The sequence below is a fragment of the Flavobacterium sp. GNP001 genome, from assembly GCF_054343775.1.
Window position 1 is genome coordinate 1,470,580 of sequence record NZ_JBTGUX010000001.1, and the last position, 18,224, is coordinate 1,488,803.

At 34.1% G+C, this 18,224-nt stretch carries 17 protein-coding genes and 1 riboswitch; all 17 genes read right to left on the reverse strand.

Going from position 1 to position 18,224, the window contains the following annotated elements; translation table 11 throughout:
* Positions 1-25: 25 nt before the first annotated feature.
* The gene (locus tag ACXX8U_RS06255; RefSeq protein ID WP_458565103.1) at positions 26-1,024 is read right to left on the reverse strand and encodes a zinc dependent phospholipase C family protein; all 999 of its coding nucleotides are present in this window, start codon (positions 1,022-1,024) and stop codon (positions 26-28) included.
* A gap of 145 nt (positions 1,025-1,169) precedes the next feature.
* The gene (locus tag ACXX8U_RS06260) at positions 1,170-2,150 is read right to left on the reverse strand and encodes a YeiH family protein (RefSeq protein WP_458565104.1); all 981 of its coding nucleotides are present in this window, start codon (positions 2,148-2,150) and stop codon (positions 1,170-1,172) included.
* 73 nt (positions 2,151-2,223) lie between these two features.
* Entirely contained in the window at positions 2,224-3,120 is an 897-nt protein-coding gene (locus ACXX8U_RS06265) for a LysR family transcriptional regulator (RefSeq protein WP_458565105.1), read from the reverse strand.
* Positions 3,121-3,131: 11 nt separating this feature from the next.
* The gene (locus tag ACXX8U_RS06270; RefSeq protein WP_458565106.1) at positions 3,132-5,159 is read right to left on the reverse strand and encodes a hypothetical protein; all 2,028 of its coding nucleotides are present in this window, start codon (positions 5,157-5,159) and stop codon (positions 3,132-3,134) included.
* A 99-nt stretch (positions 5,160-5,258) separates the two neighbouring features.
* Positions 5,259-6,005 (reverse strand): 3-oxoacyl-[acyl-carrier-protein] reductase, encoded by a 747-nt coding sequence (gene fabG / locus ACXX8U_RS06275; RefSeq protein WP_144890891.1) that lies wholly within the window; start codon positions 6,003-6,005, stop codon positions 5,259-5,261.
* 183 nt (positions 6,006-6,188) lie between these two features.
* The gene (locus ACXX8U_RS06280; RefSeq protein ID WP_458565107.1) at positions 6,189-7,511 is read right to left on the reverse strand and encodes a Na+/H+ antiporter NhaC family protein; all 1,323 of its coding nucleotides are present in this window, start codon (positions 7,509-7,511) and stop codon (positions 6,189-6,191) included.
* Between the two features lie 54 nt (positions 7,512-7,565).
* A riboswitch (SAM-I-IV-variant riboswitch) is annotated at positions 7,566-7,662 on the reverse strand.
* A 114-nt stretch (positions 7,663-7,776) separates the two neighbouring features.
* Complete coding sequence (locus tag ACXX8U_RS06285; RefSeq protein ID WP_458565108.1) at positions 7,777-8,199, reverse strand: hypothetical protein; 423 nt, start codon at positions 8,197-8,199, stop codon at positions 7,777-7,779.
* A gap of 214 nt (positions 8,200-8,413) precedes the next feature.
* Positions 8,414-9,286, reverse strand: coding sequence for a succinate--CoA ligase subunit alpha (gene sucD / locus ACXX8U_RS06290; protein WP_210789466.1), 873 nt, complete (start codon positions 9,284-9,286; stop codon positions 8,414-8,416).
* Positions 9,287-9,381: 95 nt separating this feature from the next.
* Positions 9,382-10,287, reverse strand: a complete 906-nt coding sequence (locus tag ACXX8U_RS06295; protein WP_458565109.1) for a hypothetical protein — start codon at positions 10,285-10,287, stop codon at positions 9,382-9,384.
* Positions 10,288-10,528: 241 nt separating this feature from the next.
* Positions 10,529-10,891, reverse strand: a complete 363-nt coding sequence (locus tag ACXX8U_RS06300; RefSeq protein ID WP_458565110.1) for a nuclear transport factor 2 family protein — start codon at positions 10,889-10,891, stop codon at positions 10,529-10,531.
* Position 10,892: 1 nt separating this feature from the next.
* Positions 10,893-11,822: a UDP-3-O-(3-hydroxymyristoyl)glucosamine N-acyltransferase gene (locus tag ACXX8U_RS06305; protein WP_458565111.1), complete on the reverse strand. Its 930-nt coding sequence runs from the start codon at positions 11,820-11,822 to the stop codon at positions 10,893-10,895.
* An 87-nt stretch (positions 11,823-11,909) separates the two neighbouring features.
* Positions 11,910-12,476 (reverse strand): elongation factor P, encoded by a 567-nt coding sequence (efp, locus tag ACXX8U_RS06310; RefSeq protein ID WP_236363628.1) that lies wholly within the window; start codon positions 12,474-12,476, stop codon positions 11,910-11,912.
* Positions 12,477-12,534: 58 nt separating this feature from the next.
* Positions 12,535-13,320: an acyl-ACP--UDP-N-acetylglucosamine O-acyltransferase gene (gene lpxA, locus ACXX8U_RS06315; protein WP_210789453.1), complete on the reverse strand. Its 786-nt coding sequence runs from the start codon at positions 13,318-13,320 to the stop codon at positions 12,535-12,537.
* 69 nt (positions 13,321-13,389) lie between these two features.
* The gene (locus ACXX8U_RS06320; RefSeq protein WP_458566393.1) at positions 13,390-14,778 is read right to left on the reverse strand and encodes a bifunctional UDP-3-O-[3-hydroxymyristoyl] N-acetylglucosamine deacetylase/3-hydroxyacyl-ACP dehydratase; all 1,389 of its coding nucleotides are present in this window, start codon (positions 14,776-14,778) and stop codon (positions 13,390-13,392) included.
* The gene (gene lpxD / locus ACXX8U_RS06325; protein WP_458565112.1) at positions 14,771-15,814 is read right to left on the reverse strand and encodes a UDP-3-O-(3-hydroxymyristoyl)glucosamine N-acyltransferase; all 1,044 of its coding nucleotides are present in this window, start codon (positions 15,812-15,814) and stop codon (positions 14,771-14,773) included. Before lpxD ends, ACXX8U_RS06320 begins: the two co-directional genes overlap by 8 nt.
* A 40-nt stretch (positions 15,815-15,854) precedes the next feature.
* A complete protein-coding gene (locus ACXX8U_RS06330; protein WP_458565113.1) occupies positions 15,855-17,084 on the reverse strand; it encodes an HD domain-containing protein in 1,230 nt (409 codons plus the stop codon).
* Positions 17,085-17,185: 101 nt separating this feature from the next.
* On the reverse strand, positions 17,186-17,980 hold the full coding sequence (locus ACXX8U_RS06335; RefSeq protein WP_458565114.1) for a 3-keto-disaccharide hydrolase: 795 nt from the start codon (positions 17,978-17,980) through the stop codon (positions 17,186-17,188).
* Positions 17,981-18,224 lie beyond the last annotated feature (244 nt).

Genomic DNA, 18,224 nt, shown 5'->3' on the forward strand with positions numbered 1-18,224 from the left:
CCCGCTTTTGATACTTAATAAAGTTTTATTCTTTATCGCTTGTTAGTCCAAAAAGATCTCCTTTTAGATACGTCTTCATGTCTTTTTTTAGCAATTTACTATTTCTTTTAGTTAGTGCTGAAGTATCTAAACCGCTCAAGTCTGGTTTTCCTGCATTAACCCAAGCCGTGTACCAAAAACTAGCCGTAACGGTGATGGCTTTTCGCATTTGCTTTTCAACCATTCCGTTCATATCAGCATGTAATTGTTTAGCATACTCATCAGAATACATCGTACCTCCATATTTATTTTTTACAATTACACCTGCCGCATCGGTTACAAAAATTTTATTTTGTGGCGTGGCTGTTCTTAACTTTTTATCAATGGCAAGCAATGGTTCCACTAAACTATGCGTATCGTAAATCAAATCCCAAGTCGCTTTTTCTACATTTTCTAGATAAACGCCTTGTGGAACGTTAAACTTATAATCTTTGGCAAACAACTCTGGTAAGCGGCTTTCCCATAAAGAATGGATTCCTTTTTGATCTGTATTTTGTCCGTCGTGATTGTCTGATGTATGTAATGGCATGTGACCATCTGCAATGTAATGACCTAAATCACCCGCAATAAAAAGAATTTCGTTTTTACGCTTATCCTTAAATGCTTTTGTTAACTTTTCCATTAACTCCTGAATATGCCAAGGTAAAATTCCGTTTTTGGTCAAAAATTTCTCGTCGTATTTTGCTTTAGCTTCCTCCATAGTTTTAGGAAACGAAGCCGGATCACCAAAGTTTTCCATGTCAAAATAATGGCGAGGTGGCTCCATTTTGTCATTCAAAACATTTCTACGCAAATCAGGAACTGTACTTTCTTGCGTGATAAAATCAATGTGGTTGTAAAAGAATGTTTGTAAAGGTTTTGGCAACGCCATTACAGCAGCTCTGTTGATGCGCTCATGCCCTACAACACCCCATGACATCAGTATTACTGCTGCACAAATTGTGGTAAAAACAATAAGAGTTGGTTTCAGTTTAAAATTTTTCATTTAATTTTTTTTTTAGAAAGGCAAATGTATCTCAATAAATTGGTTTTCAAAAAAAGAACTGCAATTACTAATGCATTATTAAGCTTTACTTAACATCTGTTTTCTATCAAAAAATGATTATTCGCTTAATTGTCTTTTTAAAATATCAATCATAAAAGTATATTACCGCCAAAAGAGATGCGCTCGCGATAAAAACCCACAATAACAATCCTTGTAATAATGGCTTAGCGCCAACTGTAAAAAGCATTTCTTTAGTCAGACCTGAACCAATTAAAAATAAAGTAATTGTCAAACCTATTTTTGATAAAGCATTAATCTTAATAGTTATAAAATCAGCAACAGGAAAATAAGTTTGGATGATAATGATCCCCAAAAAAACAATGATAAAATACGGAATTTTAATTGAACCCGCTTTGTTACTGCTCAATAACGCGGTGAAGATTGAAATGGGAATGATCCACAAGGCTCTTGCTAATTTTACACTTGTCGCAATTTGCAACGCTTCTGTGCCATAACTATTTGCAGCGCCAACAACTGAGCTCGTGTCATGAATGGCAATGGCACTCCAAATTCCAAATTCATTTTGAGATAATTTCAAAAGGTGGCCAACAATTGGAAACAAAAACAAAGCAATGGCATTCAAAATAAAAATAACGCCAAGTGCCAAGCCAGTCTGTTTTTCAGTAGACCGAATCACGGGTGCAATACTCGCAATGGCACTACCACCGCAAATTGCAGTACCACAAGCAATTAAGTGACTCGTTTTACGATCTGTTTTAAACCATTTTCCCAAGAGCGTTCCAAGCAGCAAAGTACTTGCGATAAAAACCACTGTAATTCCAAAACTAGCCGAACCAGCAGTTACAACATGTTTTAATTGCATTCCGAAACCCAAACCAACAACGGATATCTGTAACAACCATTGGATTATTTTTGGAGAGAAAATAGCGATCGGATTTCCGAAAAAATGAGTAATCACTATTCCGAGTAACAAAGCTATTGCCGGACTAATAAGCCCTGTTGTACAAACAAGTAAAACAATAAAAAAGATAATGCTAGCCAATTTATTTTGTGCTAACAATTCTCTTAATATGACTATTGAATTGGATTGTACTTGAGTTTTCACGATTTTGTATTGAAAATGACAGTACAAAGGTGCGACGATTGTTTTTGTTATACCAATCGTATCTTGTAATCTACTATAACTTTAAGTTATAATAACTCAAGATTTTCTGTGCCAAAACATCAGCAAGTGAATGTGTTTTTCCTTGTAAAGTAATTATATAAAAAAAGCGTTCAATAGCAAAACGATCTAAATCAAGTAAATACAATTCTTTATTCTGCAACTCCTTTTGAATAGCGTGAATAGATATGAAAGCCACACAGTTTGAATTCATAAGATACGATTTGATGCTCTCCGTGCTTCCTAATTGCATTTCTACTTGCAAATCGGATAGTTTTACACCCAAAGCTTTCAACGCATCATCTATAACTTCAAGTGTTCCAGAGCCTTGCTCGCGCAATAAAAACCGCATTTGTTTCAAATCATCAATTCCTATTGTATCACGCTTGGTTAATGGGTTTTTACTATTACAAACCAAAACGAGTTCGTCCTTTAAAAATGGAGTATATTTGATTAGTTTATTCTTAGATTTTCCCTCAACAATTCCGATTTCAATTTCTTGCTGAAGCAAGGCGGTTTCCATCTGTTCCGTATTTCCGTTCCATAAACGAACCTGAACATCTTGTAGTTTTTGATGAAATTGAGCCAAAACGGGCGGAATAATATATTGTGAAACGGTTGTACTCGCTCCTACTCGTAAAACACCGGACTGTGTTTGCAGCAATGCGTTCATATCAAAGTCGATTTCACTGTAAATATCAAAAATGTTTTTTACATGTTTCAAAAGGACATTTCCAGCGGCTGTAATGGCAATTCGCGATCCATTGCGTTCAAAAAGTTTGATTTTATGATACTCTTCTAACTCCTGAATGTGCTTCGAAACCGCGGGTTGGGTGATAAACAATTCGGCAGCAGCTTTTGTAAAACTCAAACGTTGCGCTACGGTATAAAAAACTTTGAGCCTAAAATCCATATTTTTTAGTTTTACAACATGCCATTGTATTTACGAACGAGCCATTCAATACCAAGTAAAAGTGCAATAACGACCAATAACCACACCCAGTCTAAAAGTGGTGATTTAACAACTATTTCTTTTTGAGTTGTTTGGTAATCCTTATTTTCTAACAAAGTTTGAATAAGCTTGTCAACCTGATTCGGAAAAAATAACTGTCCTGAAGTTTGCGATGCCAATTGAGACAATCTTTCAATATCAGCGTTAACAAATTGTTTTTCGATATCAAAATCAATAATTTCTAAACTGCTACTGTAGGTCGTATTAGAGTTGAGTTCTTTTACCGTAAACTGATAGGTTCCTGCTTTCAAGCCATCAAGATTTACCTTGTATCCGTTTGCCGCTTTCAACAAATCATAATTCGTTTGCTGTTTTGTTTTTTTATTCAGCAAGCTAATCGTTAAACGTGCTTTGTCATCGGCTTCATAATTTTTATTAAAATATTGGGCACTAATAACAATTGATTCTCCTGCATTGTAAAACCTTTCATGATCTACAACTAAAGGCTTTTTGGCTGCTTTTGATCCTAGATACTGAATAATTTTATCGATAAAACGGTCGTATTTTTCGAATGATTTTTCTTTTATGTGCGATTGTAAACGCCACTTCCAACTATTTTCACCTAGTAAATAAGCCGTGCGTTGGTTTTCATTTTCAGCAAAAGCCAATAGTGGTGCATTAGTGTTCATTACTCGTATTTTTGACGAAAGTAAAATTTCAAGACCCGCTTTAGGTGTTATGGTACCAAATGCATTTTGTAACGGAGGAAACGCATCGAAACCGATATCATCAGTAGCAAATAAATTAAAATCAGTATTCAAAACGCTCAAATAATCTTCACTTTGGCCACTCATTTTAAAATTCAAATCATTTTGCTGTTGATTCAAAAAGTTAAAATCGGTTGCCATCCCTGTCACTACAAAACTACTAATCTTAGCATTTTTAGCACCTTCAAAAACACTTTTAAAAGCAGCAGTTGGTTGATAAAAAATAAGAATATTATAATCGCGTAAGTTGTTAATTTGATTAGGTTTAACTACTGTTACTTTGCGCTGTGCATTAGATTCAATTGCTCTTTTAAAAGCACCAATATCCGGATGATCAATAGCCGATACAATAGCTATCGCTGTTTTTTGATCTTGTACTTCAACTGCAAAATTCTTTACGTTATTGTATTTATTTTTTTCAGTTAAATTCGAACTTATTTTGGCTTGATACATCTGCAATCCCACCTTATCTGCAGGTAAAAGCAAGTTCAAAGTGGCAGTATTTTTTGAAGCAGAAAAAGAAACGCTTTGTTTAACTACAACATTATTCCCTTGCGAAATGGAGAAACTAGCCGTGACATTTTGCTTTCCTGCATATTGCAAAAACACTTCTACAGGAAATTTATTCTTGTAAAACGCATACTTATTGGCATTCAATTGACTAATTTTTAAATCCAAATAGGTTGTTGTATCACCAACAGCTACAGGATATACTTTGTTTTGCGGATCGAATTGAAATACGTAGTCACTTCCCGAAGTCTGATTTCCATCAGTAATCAAAACGGTAGCAAAAGTTTTGTTTTTAAAATTACTCTTCAAGTTTTTAGCAACCACATCTATATTACTTTGGCTTCCTTTAAAATCTAGCTTACTAAAAGGCTCCATTGTATTAGAAAATTGAAAAGATTGTATTTCAAACTTTTCTTGTAATGCTGCGTTATCTTGCAAAGCTTGCATTGTTCCTTTGACTTGTTTGGTAGCTTCTAAAAAAGAAATCGAGCTCGAATTATCGGCCACAATTGCCAAAGGAGTTTTAAATAACTCTAAGGTTTTACGAGTTACGATCGGATTTATCAAAAGCAATAAAATACCAAAAAGCGATAAAAAACGCAAAAAAGCCAAAAACCAAACTGTTTTAGTTTGATTTTTGGCTTTAAAAATATACTGTAAATACGACAACACCCCAGCAAGTATCAAAGATAAAAGTATCAATAGTATTGTGTTTGTTGTCATTTATTCTTTTTTAAAAGATTTGAAGAATTTACAGCTTATAGTATGTTTTAAAGTTTAAAATTCAGTCAATCTTTGAATTTTAAAACTTTTAATGACGTTTTAAGTCAACATTCCGCCACATACATTAAGTACCTGACCAGTTACATAAGCACTCATATCCGATGCAAAGAAAAGACAAGCGTTTGCAACATCTTCAGTAGAGCCACCTCTTTTTAACGGAATTCCATCTCTCCAACCTTTTACTACATCTTCGTTTAACTTTGCAGTCATTTCAGTTTCAATAAATCCAGGCGCAATTACGTTACAACGAATATTTCTTGATCCTAATTCTAAAGCAACTGATTTCGAAAAACCAATTACACCCGCTTTTGAAGCCGCATAGTTCGTTTGTCCCGCATTTCCTTTCACACCAACCACAGAACTCATATTAATAATTGATCCTGCGCGTTGCTTTAAAAAGGTACGTTGAATGGCTTTTGTCATATTAAAAACCGATTTCAAGTTCACATCCATAACATTGTCAAAATCCTCTTCAGACATACGCATCAACAAATTATCTTTTGTAATTCCTGCGTTGTTAATCAATACGTCAACCGTACCAAAATCAGCCAAAACTGCATCCACAAACGTTTGCGCTTCATTAAAATCCGCTGCGTTTGATTGGTATCCTTTTGCCTTGATGCCCAATGCATTTAATTCGTTCTCCAAGGCCATTGCCGACTCTACTGATGAACTGTATGTAAACGCAACATTAGCGCCATGTTTTGCAAAAACTTCTGCAATTCCTTTTCCAATTCCGCGACTTGCGCCTGTTATAATGGCAACTTTTCCTTCTAGTAATTTCATAATCAAAAATTAGTTATTTTTTATTCGAAGCTATTCCTGCTATTCACTGCAATCTTTTAGGTCCGCTATCGCGTACCCAAAAGGATTTCCGTTGCTATCAGGGCTAAAAACGACTTGCCAAATATATACTATTTCCTTTTTTAAAAAAAATTTAGGCTTGATTATGAACAATAATTTTTACAATTATACCTTCAAAAAACGGTAGGCTAGTTTATCCCAAAAAGCAGCATAAATAGCAATCAATGTAAATACAAGTAAAAAAAAATGATACCATGCATTACTCAAAATATCAAGAAAATCTAATTTGCCATTGGCATAACTCAGTATCAACAAAATTTGAGCTCCATAAGGCAATATTCCTTGAATGACGCATGAAAAAATATCTAAAATAGTAGCTGACTTTTTAGCGCTCAATCCGTACTCATCATTAATTTCTTTTGCAATAGGCCCAGTAATCACAATTGAAACGGTATTGTTAGCAATAGCTAGATTGGCAAAACCTACTAAAACTCCAATACCTGTTTGTGCTGATTTTTTACTTTTAATTCTTTTTTTAATCTGGTTTAAAACCCAAGTAATACCTCCAGCTTTATCAACCATAGCAGCTAATCCTCCTGTTAGCATCGAAAGTAAAAAGATATCGGTCATACTCGTAAATCCCTCATAAATTTTCTGAGTAAACTCCATTACCGTAAATGAATCGTTATAAAAACCAATCAAACCTGCAATTATAGTCCCTAGCAATAATGTATAAAATACATTAACACCCACAACGGCAAGAACGATTACCAAAACATACGGCAAAATAGCCCACAAAGAGTAATCATTTTTAGCAATATCGACAGCAACAACATCTGAATTAAAACCCAAATAAAAGAAAATTAAAATAGTTACAATGGCTGCCGGAAGTGCTATAAACAAGTTGATCTTAAATTTATCTTTCAAATCACAACCAAGAGATTGAGTAGCAGCTATTGTCGTATCTGAAATCATTGATAAATTATCCCCAAGCATAGAACCTCCTAGTAAAGCACCTGCTATTAATGGCATTGAAGCACCACTTTTATCAGCGAGCGATATCGCAATTGGTCCAATTGCAACAATAGCCCCAACTGAAGTTCCTGTAGCAGTAGATAAAAACGAGGCTATCAAGAAAATCCCTAACGGAAAATAAGCCACATCAATAGTACTAATCCCTAAATTTACTACGGCATCTACACCACCCATTGCTTTACTCACCACGGCAAAAGCACCAGCGAACAAATAAATCAAGCACATCGTCATTATTTTACTATCACCACAACCAGCAATTAAAGTATCTACTTTATCGTCAGTTGATGTTTTAAATAATATAAATGCGGCAATAATACCTACCAATACGGCAACTGGTGAAGGAAATGCATAAAAATCGTCTAGTAAAATACCAGCACCCAAAAAAGTAAAAATAAAAATAAATAGCGGAATCAAAGCATACGGATTTCCGGATTCCTTAGTAAAATTTGTCATAAAAATAATTTTAAATTAAGTGTTATGACGAAAAACAAAGCTGGTATTGGGAATGTAAACAACATTTTTTCCAAAGGATTTGGCTTATCGTTTTAGCACCTTGCTTGTTGTTGCAGGTTGCTATCCCTTTGCAGGATTCGTGATAACGGGTGCAAAAATACACAATCTATTACAATATTTGCAAACAAATGCTTTAAAATTTGATAATAAAAAAACGCTACCCGAAAAAGGTAGCGTTTGTACTTAATCTAAAATGCTAAATTTATTAGAAAGCAACATTCCATCTAGGCAGCCTTCCGTTTTCATCCAAAAATGATTGTAAAACTTGACCTTCTACAGCAGTTGGAATTGATTTCACTTCATTATTAAAAGTCTCATACCAAACTACTTCAAGAGCAGATATAGCTTCTTTTTTCATTTGAGCTGGCCAAGAATATTTTCTTCCTGTTTTTGCAAATTGGTGACCTTCGACAATTTTATCGAATAAACCGCCATTTTTTATTTTCAAAGCGCCGTTATTTTGAACAGTCCCCGTAGAACCAACCATAATTAATTCTTTCTCGTCACCTACTGCGTAAACTAAAAACACGCCAGATCCTTCAGAAGCATTACAAACTTGCTCTAAACTATCATCAACATTAAATAAAAATTGATTGGTAACCGTGAATTTTTCTAATTCTTTGTACATATATGTTATTTTTAATGGAATAGATTTTCACAAAAAAAGACCTCACAACATCGTGAGGCTCACTGAAAACTATTCGTATGTTTTGTTTTTTATTAAAATAAAAACTTGGATGCAAGATTTTTTAAATAAAGTGCAAAGATATTTCTTTAATTCAATTTACAACAAAAAAAGCCCCACAAAATGTGAGGCTTTTTAATATTTAAATTTCAGGTGATTATCCTAAAATTTCTTTTACTTTTTTACCAATTTCAGCTGGTGAATCAACAACGTGAATTCCATTGTCTCTCATGATTTGTTTTTTAGCAGCAGCTGTATCGTCAGATCCTCCAACAATTGCACCAGCGTGACCCATTGTTCTTCCTGCAGGAGCTGTTTCTCCAGCAATGAATCCAACAACTGGTTTGCGGTTACCGTCAGCTTTTATCCATTTAGCAGCATCAGCTTCTAATTGACCACCAATTTCACCAATCATAATGATTAATTCTGTCTCAGGATCATTCATTAACAATTCAACTGCTTCTTTTGTAGTGGTTCCAATAATTGGATCTCCACCAATACCAATTGCAGTAGTAATTCCTAATCCTTGTTTTACAACTTGGTCAGCTGCTTCATAAGTTAAAGTACCTGATTTAGAAACAATACCAACTGTACCTTTTTTGAATACAAAACCTGGCATGATACCAACTTTAGCTTCACCTGGGGTGATTACACCTGGACAGTTTGGACCAATTAATCTTGCATTTCTTTCTTTTACATAAGCATTAGCTTTAATCATATCTGCAACTGGAATTCCTTCAGTAATTGCAATAATTACTTTAATACCAGCATCAGCAGCTTCCATAATAGCATCAGCAGCAAAAGCTGGTGGTACAAAAATGATACTTGTATCAGCACCTGCTTGATCAACAGCATCTTTTACAGTATTAAATACCGGACGATCTAAATGACTTGTTCCACCTTTTCCTGGAGTAACACCACCTACAACGTTTGTACCGTATTCAATCATTTGAGAAGCGTGGAAAGTACCTTCGCTTCCTGTAAAACCTTGAACAATTATTTTGGAATCTTTATTAACTAAAACACTCATGATATATTTTTTATGTAGTTTTTAAAATCGTTAGGCAAAAATAGGTTTTTAGGGGCAAAGTTTAAAACAAAAGCAATAAAAATCTCAAGAGAATTTTATTTCACTTCATTGATGTTTTTATTTTGGTAGGGATAATTATAGTAAACAAATATATTTTTAATATTTGGGTATTTCTGATTGAATCGATCTTTCATAATTTTAAACACTCTCTCCTCGGGGTAAACGGGTACTTTTAATTCCTCTAAAGCCCAGGTGTTGGTATTAATAAGGTAACTACCATTGCAAAAGATATCGTTTTTTAATTTTGATCTCCTTTTCTCCAATTCAGGGTATTCTTGAATTTTATCTACACAAATTGAAAGTGTTTTTGTATTTCCAGAATATAAATTAAAAGAAAGATAATCATCCCAATGTCCAAAAAAAGACAAAATTGGCATCAATACAATAACCACTAAAACGCTTATATTACGAATATTGTTAAAGAATAATAATGTAATATTTGAGAATCCCTCGTGATAAAAAAGAATCAGAACTAACCCTAACATAACCAAGTTCCATGGAACTATTATTATGTTGTAATTCAATCCTAATGGTCCAAAAAGCAATAATATGAGCAAATGCATTAAAATTGCGAGAATCGCACAGTTTTTTTTATTCCGAAAAAATAAAATACCAACTCCAATAAATATTTCCATGGCAGGGAAAATCAATCCGAAATAATGTACAAAAGGATTCTTTATCAATCCATCTGAAATATGCACGATTTTTCTCAAAATAATACTATCCCAAAAAATATATAGAAAACTTCCACTAAACTTATGAAGGCCACTGAAAACATAAGTTACGGCAATTAACAACCCCACCAATGATAGAAAATGTTTGCTATTTCTTGAAAACAGAAAAAAAATCAAGGTTAAAAGATATTGATATTCCCAAGGCTGCCATCGCATATAATCTAAAAGACAAGATGCAATCTCTAAAACAATGACAGCTAATACCAAGTGTCTTTTTAAAGGATAAAAGAAAAGGCCTCCAATAAGTAGTAAGGAAATAAAAAATGTAATGAAGTGGACTTGATTCGAAAACTGTAAAAAGTTAAATACAGGAATTACAGGAAAATATCGATCCGAGATCCAAACTTTGAATGAGATAATTTTACCAATAAACCAACCGATCGAAACAATTTTGAATAAAATTACCTCTTTTGGGTACTTAAATGTATGGCAAGCCAATTGCATTTAATTATGATAATTGACTCATTTGATAGCCTCGAAAAAGTTTATTATCTTTTATTTGCCAAATAACATTAAAATGAGCTAGTAACATCTCTTCTCTGGGATTTTCAATAGTTTTTACAAAATGTGAGTAGCGTAATGACACCAAATCATTCTCAGACAAAATATGGCTAATGCGTACCTTTGAACGCACATAAGCTTTACTTAATTCATCGGATAATTGCACTAGTGCATTGTAATCTAACTCAACAAAACCTTTACTACTATTCCACTCCACTACCACTTCTGGGTGAAGAAAATCTTTAATGACCGCGCTATCAATTAAGGCATCCGACTTATAAAACTTTTGAACTATCTCTTTTACAGACATATTATTTTAGTTTGTTTAAAATTTCTGGAATCTTTTTAATATGAGCTAATTGTTTCAATTTTTCTCGGGATTCTTCTATCGGAGTACCAAAATAGGACCTTCCACCTTCAACTGATTTGGTAACTCCCGTTTGTCCCATAATTACCGCCTTAGCGCCAATAGTAATGCCGCTAGTAGTACCAACTTGTCCCCAAATAGTAACTTCGTCTTCAATTATAACACAACCTGCAATTCCGGTTTGCGAGGCAATCAAACATTTTTTACCAATAACAGTATCGTGTCCAACGTGTACTTGGTTGTCTAACTTAGTCCCTGCACCAATAGTTGTATCGCCAGTAACACCTTTATCAATGGTACATAAAGCGCCGATACCAACATTATCCTCAATAACTACGCGACCTCCCGATATTAACTGGTCAAAACCTTCTGCACGTTTTTTGTAATAAAAAGCGTCTGCTCCTAAAATGGAACCTGCATGAATGATTACATTATCACCGATCACAGTGTGATCATAAATAGTAACGTTGGGATGAATCAAACAATTTTTACCAATTATAACTTGATTCCCTATGAAACAATTTGGCTGAATTACAGTCCCTTCTCCAATTTTTGCAGAAGAAGCAATAGCAGAATTAGTTGCTTGAAAAGGCTTAAAATACTTTGTCAATACATTAAAATCTCGAAAAGGATCATCAGAAAGCAAAAGTGCTTTGCCCTCCGGACAGTCTACTTTTTTATTAATTAGAACAATTGTAGCGGCCGATTGCAAAGCCTTGTCATAGTATTTTGGATGATCCACAAATACAATATCACCAGGTGTAACAACATGAATTTCATTCATACCTTGTACCGGAAAATTGGCGTCACCAATAAACTCACAACCAATTATTGCAGCTATTTCTTGTAAAGCGTAAACTTTTTCGAATTTCATCTAATATATCTTTAATAAAAAGCAAATTAGGTTTTCAATTTTAGTGAATCATAAAAAGAATTCACGAAAATAGAAAACCTAAATTAATTACTCTTTTACACGCTCCATGTAAGAACCTGTAGCAGTCTCAATTTTAATTTTGTCTCCTTCGTTGATAAACAAAGGTACATTTACAGTAGCGCCTGTTTCTACAGTTGCAGATTTAGTGGCGTTAGTTGCTGTATTTCCTTTGATTCCTGGCTCTGCGTAAGTAACTTCTAAAACAACTGATGCTGGCATATCAACAGATAACGGTAAATCAGTTTCTGTATTAATACTTACCATTACATTTTCGCCCTCTTTTAATAAATCTGGTGAATCTAAAATGTTTTTGTTCAAGGAAATTTGCTCAAAAGTCTCTGTATTCATGAAGTGAAACTGCTCTCCCTCTGGATACAAAAATTGAAATTTATGATTTTCTACACGAACTTCGTCAATTTTATGCCCTGCAGAAAAAGTGTTATCTAATACTTTTCCGTTAGTCAAACTTCTTAATTTAGTTCTCACAAAAGCAGGACCTTTACCCGGTTTTACGTGTAAGAATTCGATAATTTTATAAATATCGTTGTTGTATTTAATGCACAATCCGTTTTTAATATCTGATGTAGTTGCCATTTTGGTATGTTTAGCTATTATTTTGAATATAACAGCGGTTTATATTTGTTTCTAATTTTTAATAATTTCCTGAGTAGCCTTTCATTACTCCTCGTGATGAATTTCGAATAAAATCAATGATTTCATCGCGTTCTGGCGTCGCTTCCATTTCTGCCTCAATGATTCCTAATGCTTGTGTTACATTATAATTCTTTTGATACAAAATACGGTAGATTTCTTGAATTTCTCTGATTTTTTCAGAGGTAAATCCACGTCTTCTTAAACCAACAGAATTTATACCAACATAGGAAAGCGGCTCTTTAGCTGCTTTTGTGTAAGGCGGAACATCTTTTCTCAACAATGATCCACCAGAAATCATAGCATGATCACCCACGCTGATAAACTGATGAACAGCTGATAAACCTCCAATAATAGCGTAATTACCAATGGTCACGTGACCACCTAATAAAACACCGTTTACAATAATGGCATTATTTCCAACATGGCAATCGTGTGCGATGTGCGCGGTAGCCATAATCAAGCAATTGTCTCCAATAACAGTTTGTCCTGAAGCAATTGTACCTCTGTTTATTGTAACGCACTCTCTGATAGTACAATTGTCACCAATAATTACAAGAGAATCTTCGCCTCCAAACTTTAAATCTTGCGGCACTGCCGATATAACTGCGCCTGGAAAAATATTACAATTTTTTCCGATGCGGGCTCCTTCCATGATGGTCACATTCGATCCAATCCATGTTCCATCACCAATAACTACATTGTTGTGTATGGTGGTAAAAGGCTCTATAACAACATTCTTGGCAATTTTAGCACCAGGGTGAACGTAAGCTAGTGGTTGATTCATAATCTTTATTTAATCGTTTACCTGTTTAATCGATTAACCGAAAAACGATTAACCAAATCAACAAAAAAATTATTGTTTTTTTGCAATTTGCGCCATTAATTCTGCTTCAGCTACTAATTTTCCATTAGCATAAGCATTGGCTTGCATGTGGCAAATACCTCTTCTGATTGGTGTAATCAAATCACACTTAAAGATTAATGTATCGCCGGGTAAAACTTTATGTTTGAACTTCACATTATCAATTTTCATGAAATAGGTCAAGTAATTTTCTGGATCAGGAACAGTACTTAAAACCAAAATTCCGCCTGTTTGCGCCATAGCTTCTACAATAAGAACTCCTGGCATAACTGGAGCTTCTGGAAAATGTCCTACGAAGAAATTTTCATTCATAGTTACATTCTTCATTCCAACCACATGACTTTCAGACATTTCAATAATTCGATCAATCAATAAAAATGGTGGACGGTGTGGCAATACAGCCATGATTTTATGAATATCCATCAAGGGCTCTTGATTCAAATCATAAACTGGTACGTAATTACGCTGCTCTATTTTGATAATCTTTGCCATTTTTTTAGCAAACTGCGTGTTTACAAAATGCCCTGGCTTGTTTGCAATTACTTTTCCTTGAATGCGAGTTCCTATCAAAGCTAAATCACCAACTACATCCAGCAATTTATGACGTGCTGCTTCATTTGGATAGTGCAAAGTAAGGTTGTCTAAAATACCATTTGGTTTTACTGAAATTTCATCTTTACCAAAAGCACGTTTTAAATTCTCCATTGTTGCTGCAGATATTTCTTTATCAACATAAACAATAGCGTTGTTTAAATCACCCCCTTTTATCAATCCATGTTCTAAAAGAGATTCTAGTTCATGTAAAAAACTGAAAGTTCGTGAATCAGCAATTTCAGATTTAAACTCTGAAATGCTTTTCATATTGGCGTTTTGAGTTCCAAGAATTTTGGTACCAAAATCTACCATTGCAGTAACACAATATTGGTCGCTAGGCATTACTAATATTTCGCTGCCAGTCGCCTCATCCGTAAATGAAATAACTTCTTTTACCACATAAACGTTACGGTTTGCGTTTTGCTCTTCAAAACCCGCTTGTTCTAAAGCTTCAACAAAATATTTCGATGAACCATCCATGATTGGAAGTTCAGAAGCATTCAATTCAATAATTACGTTATCTAAATCACAACCAATTAAAGCTGCTAAAACATGTTCAGGAGTCTGAATTTGTACGCCGCGCTTTTCTAGATTGGTACCTCTTTGTGTATTTACTACAAAATTAGCATCTGCTTCAATAACGGGTTGTCCTTCAAGATCTATTCGAACAAAAGTAAAACCATTATTCACTGGAGCAGGTTTAAAAGTCATTTTTACTTCTTTACCAGTATGTAAGCCAACTCCTGTTAATGAGATTTCTGTTTTGATGGTCTTCTGTTTAACCATTGTTTCCATTTTTTTGGTTTAATATTTGTTTCTTTAATTCTTCAATTTCTGCAACAATTTTGGGTAAGTTTTTAAAGTGAACGTATGACTTACTAAAATCATTATATCCAAATGTTGGGCTACCTTGCAAGACTTCATTGTCTTTTATATTGCGACCAACGCCAGATTGTGCCTGAATGCGCACATTATTTCCAATTGTTAGATGACCTGAAATTCCAACTTGACCACCTATCATTCCATTTTTACCAATTTTAGTCGATCCTGCTACGCCTGTTTGTGCAGCAATCACCGTATTCTCGCCAATTTCGACATTGTGAGCAATTTGTATTTGATTGTCTAATTTTACTCCTTTGCGTATAATTGTAGAACCCATTGTTGCTCTATCAATTGTTGTACAGGAACCAATATCGACATTATCTTCGATAACTACATTTCCAATTTGAGGGATCTTAGTATAAGTTCCATCTGGATTTGGAGCAAAACCAAAACCATCTGCACCTATAATAGCGCCCGAATGAATCGTACAATTTTTTCCTATACTTGTTTCTGAATATATTTTTGCACCAGCGAAAACAACACAATTGTCTCCAATTACTACATTATCACCCACAAAACAATTAGGATAAATTTTAACATTGTTACCTATAATTACATTTTGCCCGATATAACTAAAGGCTCCTAAATAAATATTAGACCCCAATTTTGCGTCATCAGCTATAAAAGAAGGTTGTTCTACCCCAGTTTTATTTAATTTAACTTCGTTGTAAAATTCTAAAAGTTTGGTAAAACTAGCATAAGCATCTTCTACTTTTATCAGAGTCGTTTCAACAGGAGCATCGGCTACAAAACTTTTATTAACAATTGTTATAGAGGCTTTTGTAGTATAAATATAATTTTGATACTTCGGATTAGATAAAAAAGTAAGAGAACCTTCTACTCCTTCTTCAATTTTTGATAAGGTAGAAACCTCGGCATTTGGATTACCCATTACCTCTCCTTCTAATATCCCCGCTATTTGTTCTGCTGTAAATTTCATCGCGACAAAAATATAAAAAAATAGATTTTAAATGCTGTTTTTATAACAGTTGTTTTGGGAAACATAGATAATACTTAGTCACTGCTTTGGATAACGATTTTAAATTCAGCTGGTCAGAAGACTCAATTACATCTTCAACAGTGCTATCTTTTTTCAAAATTCGAATCGGTTCTGCTTCTTTACTATACGCTTGATTTTTAATTTTTCCTCTAAAAATAAAGTACTTAGTATCCGCAACAGAAATATGATGTTCTCTAGAAAATCGTTCTTTAAGTTCTTGCAGATAGTCTAAATCTACTTTTTCACTGCTTAGTTTAATTTTAAGCAAATCCCTGTTGACAATCATTTTACTTAAAGATGACAAAATATAATCAGGATGTCTTTGCCAAGTTTTTAAAGCACCAATAATATCAAAATCATCCAATTGTGAGAATAAATCTAAAGTGGAAGCATCAAAATTTTGTAATGAAACTCTGTTTTGCATAAAAAACAAAAGCGGTTCGCTACAAGGAAGTACAGTACCTTTTAGTGTAAGTTCTTTTGCTCTTTTTAAGATTTTCATCAAAATAAGTTCGGCAACCAAACTCGTTTTGTGTAAATACGCTTGCCAATACATTAATCTGCGTGACATCAAAAATTTCTCAACAGAGTAAATTCCTTTTTCTTCGATAACCAAATAATCATCCACCACGTTCATCATTTGAATCAAGCGCTCCGAGTTTACATTTCCCTCTGCCACTCCAGAATAGAAACTGTCTCTTTTCAAATAATCCATTCGGTCCATGTCCAATTGACTAGATATCAGCTGCAACATGAATTTACGGTTGTTTTCTCCCTTAAACACTTGAATTGCCAAGCTTAATTGTCCGTTGAATTCAATGTTTAACTGATTCATGAATAGCAAAGAAATTTCTTCATGGTGCACATCTTCAACAATACTTTTTTCCATAGCATGCGAAAATGGTCCATGACCAATGTCATGAAGTAAAATCGCAATATAAAGGGCATTTTCTTCTTCTGCTGAAATAACAACTCCCTTAAAACGAAGTACATCAACTGCCTTTTGCATCAAATGCATACAACCCAAAGCATGATGAAAACGAGTATGGTTGGCACCGGGATACACTAGATAGGACAACCCCATTTGTGAAATACGGCGTAAACGCTGAAAATAAGGATGTTGAATTAGATCGTAAATTAGTGCATTCGGTATCGTGATAAACCCGTAAATAGGGTCATTAAATATTTTCTTCTTATTAATTGGAGTCACTTTTTATATTTTTAAAGGTCAACAAATATAAGTAAATTCAGTTTCAAAAATGAAATCCTACAAAAATGGAGCGTTACTAGCGCTCCATGTAAATTTTTATATTACAATTTTCGAACCCAAATATTTCTAAACTGATTTTTTGAATCATGATCTTGCAACGAAATTACATCCTCTCCGTGTGCAGATGGATAATTGTGTAAGCCAATGTACAAAGTTAAACCATTTATTGTGGCATTATTTTGTACCAAAACACCATTCAAGAAAACGGTAATTCGAGCTGGTGCGTCAATTTTGCCATCGGTTTTAAATCTTGGTGCGGTGTAAACTACATCATAAGTGTTCCATTCCAAAGGCGTTTTAACAGCATTAACCAAAGGCGGATGATCTTTGTAAATACTTCCTGCTTGACCATTAGCGTATGTTCTATTGTTGTATGAATCTAAAATCTGGAGTTCATAACGATTTTGAAAAAAAACACCGCTGTTTCCTCTCGCCTGTCCGCCATCAAGAACTTCGTCTGGAGCACTCCACTCAAGGTGCAGTTGACAATCCCCAAATGACATTTTAGTTTGTATACCGCCAGAACCAGGAACCACCTCCATGTAATCATTATTGATAATTTTCCAAGGTGCAGCTTTACCTTTTTCTTTTTGACTTACCCATTGATCTAAATTTTTTCCATCAAATAGGATAATCGCATCAGAAGGAGCGTTTCCTAAAACTTTCGCAGGTGTTATTACTTGAACTTGTGGCTCCCAAATTTCAGTCATTTCAGGTTTCATAGGCATAGGCGAAACATCAGGGGGAGTGTTCACAAATTTATGTTGCGCAGATGAAAGTGTAGCCACAAGTAAAAATGCGGTTACTAAAAATGGTGAATGTTGTTTTGTTTTCATAATTGTGTGGTATAATTAAATAGTAGTTAATCGTCTTATTCCAATTTTTCAATATTAAGCATTTTTTTCCAATGTACTTGATTCTTAGTTCCTATTTAGGCCTTTAAACAAATATTGAAACCATTTTATACTCCCTATTCAATTGAAAACCAATTAACACAGATTTCATGTTCGAGCTGGAATCAGCTCCTTTGTGTAAACCTCATATAAATTCTTGTTTTTTAATATATTCATTAAATTCTTT

Excerpts from the sequence above, each read along its gene's own strand:
- ACXX8U_RS06280 (WP_458565107.1), bottom strand. The coding sequence starts at position 7,511 with ATGACAAATTTTACTAAGGAATCCGGAAATCCGTATGCTTTGATTCCG.
- lpxA (WP_210789453.1), bottom strand. The coding sequence starts at position 13,320 with ATGAATCAACCACTAGCTTACGTTCACCCTGGTGCTAAAATTGCCAAG.
- ACXX8U_RS06300 (WP_458565110.1), bottom strand. The coding sequence starts at position 10,891 with ATGTCTGTAAAAGAGATAGTTCAAAAGTTTTATAAGTCGGATGCCTTA.
- ACXX8U_RS06320 (WP_458566393.1), bottom strand. The coding sequence starts at position 14,778 with ATGGTTAAACAGAAGACCATCAAAACAGAAATCTCATTAACAGGAGTT.
- ACXX8U_RS06285 (WP_458565108.1), bottom strand. The coding sequence starts at position 8,199 with ATGTACAAAGAATTAGAAAAATTCACGGTTACCAATCAATTTTTATTT.
- lpxD (WP_458565112.1), bottom strand. The coding sequence starts at position 15,814 with ATGAAATTTACAGCAGAACAAATAGCGGGGATATTAGAAGGAGAGGTA.
- ACXX8U_RS06265 (WP_458565105.1), bottom strand. The coding sequence starts at position 3,120 with ATGGATTTTAGGCTCAAAGTTTTTTATACCGTAGCGCAACGTTTGAGT.
- ACXX8U_RS06305 (WP_458565111.1), bottom strand. The coding sequence starts at position 11,822 with ATGAAATTCGAAAAAGTTTACGCTTTACAAGAAATAGCTGCAATAATT.
- efp (WP_236363628.1), bottom strand. The coding sequence starts at position 12,476 with ATGGCAACTACATCAGATATTAAAAACGGATTGTGCATTAAATACAAC.
- fabG (WP_144890891.1), bottom strand. The coding sequence starts at position 6,005 with ATGAAATTACTAGAAGGAAAAGTTGCCATTATAACAGGCGCAAGTCGC.
- ACXX8U_RS06270 (WP_458565106.1), bottom strand. The coding sequence starts at position 5,159 with ATGACAACAAACACAATACTATTGATACTTTTATCTTTGATACTTGCT.
- ACXX8U_RS06335 (WP_458565114.1), bottom strand. The coding sequence starts at position 17,980 with ATGAAAACAAAACAACATTCACCATTTTTAGTAACCGCATTTTTACTT.
- sucD (WP_210789466.1), bottom strand. The coding sequence starts at position 9,286 with ATGAGTGTTTTAGTTAATAAAGATTCCAAAATAATTGTTCAAGGTTTT.
- ACXX8U_RS06255 (WP_458565103.1), bottom strand. The coding sequence starts at position 1,024 with ATGAAAAATTTTAAACTGAAACCAACTCTTATTGTTTTTACCACAATT.